The sequence below is a fragment of the Streptomyces sp. NPDC059371 genome (assembly GCF_042751995.1).
In the GTDB taxonomy this organism is placed as follows: Bacteria; Actinomycetota; Actinomycetes; order Streptomycetales; family Streptomycetaceae; genus Streptomyces.
In genome coordinates this window covers 93,395-96,219 of the sequence record NZ_JBHYXD010000026.1, presented here as the reverse complement: position 1 = coordinate 96,219, position 2,825 = coordinate 93,395, and the positions used below count along the sequence as shown (strand labels likewise).

At 72.1% G+C, this 2,825-nt stretch carries 3 protein-coding genes; all 3 read right to left on the bottom strand.

All coding sequences use genetic code 11. From position 1 onward, the window contains the following. Positions 1–143: 143 nt before the first annotated feature. From ACFXGX_RS17555 to ACFXGX_RS17545, 3 genes are read right to left on the bottom strand one after another with little or no spacing between them, the layout of a single operon-like run. A complete protein-coding gene (locus ACFXGX_RS17555; RefSeq protein ID WP_384791375.1) occupies positions 144–596 on the bottom strand; it encodes a hypothetical protein in 453 nt (150 codons plus the stop codon). Between the two features lie 31 nt (positions 597–627). Next, on the bottom strand, positions 628–1,380 hold the full coding sequence (gene dapB, locus ACFXGX_RS17550) for a 4-hydroxy-tetrahydrodipicolinate reductase (RefSeq protein ID WP_384791372.1): 753 nt from the start codon (positions 1,378–1,380) through the stop codon (positions 628–630). Between the two features lie 26 nt (positions 1,381–1,406). Beyond that, entirely contained in the window at positions 1,407–2,711 is a 1,305-nt protein-coding gene (locus ACFXGX_RS17545; RefSeq protein WP_384791400.1) for a M16 family metallopeptidase, read from the bottom strand. Positions 2,712–2,825 lie beyond the last annotated feature (114 nt).

The following is a 2,825-nucleotide window of genomic DNA, read 5'->3' as shown; positions in this document are numbered from 1 at the left end:
CCCGGCGCCCCCGGGGGGGGGGGCGGCGACCTGCGGTGGGGGGCCGCCGCTGGCGCCCCCGCCGGGGCCCGCGCGGCCCCACGCGGCCGCCCGGGGGCGGGCGGGGGGGGGGGGGGCCCCCCCCCCTTCGTCGTACGACCTGGTCAGGCCTCCAGCGTCCGGCCCTCGTGGAGGGCGATGGCCCGTTGCATGGCCTTGCGGGCGCGCGGGGTGTCGCGGGCGTCGTGGTAGGCGACGGCGAGGCGGAACCAGCTCCGCCAGTCGTCCGGGGCGTCCTCGGTCTCGGCCTTGCGGCGGGCGAAGACCTCGTCGGCCGAATCACGGTCGATGCGGCCGCCCTCGGTGCGCCGCAGCTCGTCGACGGGCAGTCCGCCCTCGGCGTCGAGCACGACGGCGAGCCGGTTGGCCTTCCGGACGAACTGGGTGTTCTGCCAGAGGAACCAGACGCCGATGACCGGCAGGATGAGCACCGCGACACCGAAGGTGACGGTGATCAGGGTGCCGTTCTGGATGAGCAGCACGCCCCGGCTGCCGACCAGGACGAAATAGACGACCAGGACGGCGGCCGTGACGGCATAGGTGATCTTCGCGCGCATGTCTGTCGGCTAACTGTCGTACGTCCCCGGCTCAGCCGAGGTCGAGGAAGTGTTCCAGGCCGAAGGTGAGGCCCGGGGTGGTCACCACGCGGCGGACGCCGAGCAGGATGCCCGGCATGAAGCTGCTGTGGTGGAGGGAGTCGTGGCGGATGGTCAGGGTCTCGCCCTCACCACCGAGGAGGACCTCCTGGTGGGCCAGGAGGCCGCGCAGCCGGATCGCGTGCACCGGGACGCCGTCGACGTCGGCGCCGCGGGCGCCGTCCAGGGCGGTGGCCGTGGCGTCGGGCTGCGGGGCGCTGCCCGCGCGCTCGCGGGCCGCCGCGATGAGCTGAGCGGTGCGCGTGGCGGTGCCGCTGGGGGCGTCCACCTTGTTCGGGTGGTGCAGTTCGACGACCTCGACGGACTCGAAGTACGGCGCGGCGGCCTCGGCGAACTTCATCGTCAGGACGGCCCCGATGGAGAAGTTGGGCGCGATGAGCACGCCCGTCTCCGGGGACGCGGCGAGTGAGGTGCCGAGCTGCGCGAGGCGCTCCTCGGTCCAGCCGGTCGTGCCGACCACCGCGTGGATGCCGTGCCGGACGCAGAAGTCGAGGTTGCCCATCACCGAGGCCGGGGTGGTCAGCTCGACCACGACCTGGGTGCCCGCCTCGACCAGCGTCTCCAGCTTGTCGCCACGGCTGAGGGCGGCCACCAGCTCCATGTCGTCGGCGGCCTCGACGGCTCGTACCGCCTCGGCTCCGATCCGGCCCTTGGCACCGAGGACCGCCACGCGCAGCTTGCTCATTGCTTCGTTCCTTACCGAGACGGGATTTACGCGACCGCGTCGTGCAGTCGGGACGCCTGCTTGTCCTTGACCGGACCGATGACCGCCAGCGAGGGCCGCTGTCCGAGGACGTCCCGGGCGATGGAGCGGACCTCGTCCGGGGTGACCGACGCTATCCGGGCGAGCATGTCGTCGACCGACATCTGCTCGCCCCAGCACAGCTCACTCTTGCCGATCCGGTTCATCAACGCCCCCGTGTCCTCCAGGCCGAGGACCGTGGAGCCCTGGAGCTGGCCGATGGCGCGGCCGATCTCGTCGTCCGAGAGACCGTGCTCGGCGACCTGGTCGAGCTCGTCGCGGCACAGCTTGAGGACGTCGTGGACCTGGCTCGGGCGACAGCCCGCGTAGACGCCGAAGAGGCCGCAGTCGGCGAAGCCCGAGGTGTACGAGTACACGCTGTAGGCCAGGCCGCGCTTCTCGCGGACCTCCTGGAACAGGCGCGAGGACATGCCGCCGCCGAGGGCCGTGTTCAGGACGCCGAGGGCCCAGCGGCGGTCGTCGGTGCGGGCCAGGCCCGGCATGCCGAGGACGACGTGGGCCTGCTCGGTCTTGCGGCCGAGGAGTTCGACGCGGCCCGCGGTACGGATGCTGCGCAGGCCGTCGCGCGGGGCGATGGGGGCCGCGGTGGCGTTCTTGAAGGCGCCGGCCTTCTCGAAGGCGGCACGGACCTGGCGTACGACCTTGTTGTGGTCGACGTTGCCCGCACAGGCCACGACGAGGTGCGTCGGGTCGTAGTGCTTCTTGTAGAAGCGGCGGATGCGGTCCGCGGTGAGGGCGTTGACGGTGTCGACCGTGCCGAGGACCGGGCGGCCGAGCGGGGTGTCGCCGAGCATCGTGTGCGCGAACAGGTCGTGCACGCAGTCGCCCGGGTCGTCCTCGGTCATCGCGATCTCTTCGAGGATGGCACCGCGCTCGACGTTGACGTCGTCCTCGAGGATGAGCGAACCGGTGAGCATGTCGCAGACGACGTCGATGGCCAGCGGCAGGTCGGTGTCGAGCACGCGTGCGTAGTAGCACGTGTACTCCTTGGCCGTGAACGCGTTCATCTCGCCGCCGACCGCGTCGATCGCCGAGGAGATGTCCAGGGCGGACCTGCGGCTGGTGCCCTTGAAGAGCAGGTGCTCCAGGTAGTGCGTGGCGCCGTTCAGGGACGGCGTCTCGTCGCGGGAGCCCACGTGCGCCCAGATGCCGAACGTGGCGGAGCGCACGGAGGGGAGCGTCTCGGTGACGATGCGCAGGCCGCCGGGCAGGGTGGTCTTGCGGACCGTGCCGATGCCGTTCGCACCCTTGATGAGGGTTTGGGTACGGGCGAGGGGGGGCGGGCCCCCCCCCGGCGGAGGGGGGCGCGCGGGGGGGCTCGGCGAGACCGCGCTGGGTCGGGGGGGTGGTGGTCGTGTCTCTCAGTG

Excerpts from the sequence above, each read along its gene's own strand:
- ACFXGX_RS17555 (WP_384791375.1), bottom strand. The coding sequence starts at position 596 with ATGCGCGCGAAGATCACCTATGCCGTCACGGCCGCCGTCCTGGTCGTC.
- dapB (WP_384791372.1), bottom strand. The coding sequence starts at position 1,380 with ATGAGCAAGCTGCGCGTGGCGGTCCTCGGTGCCAAGGGCCGGATCGGA.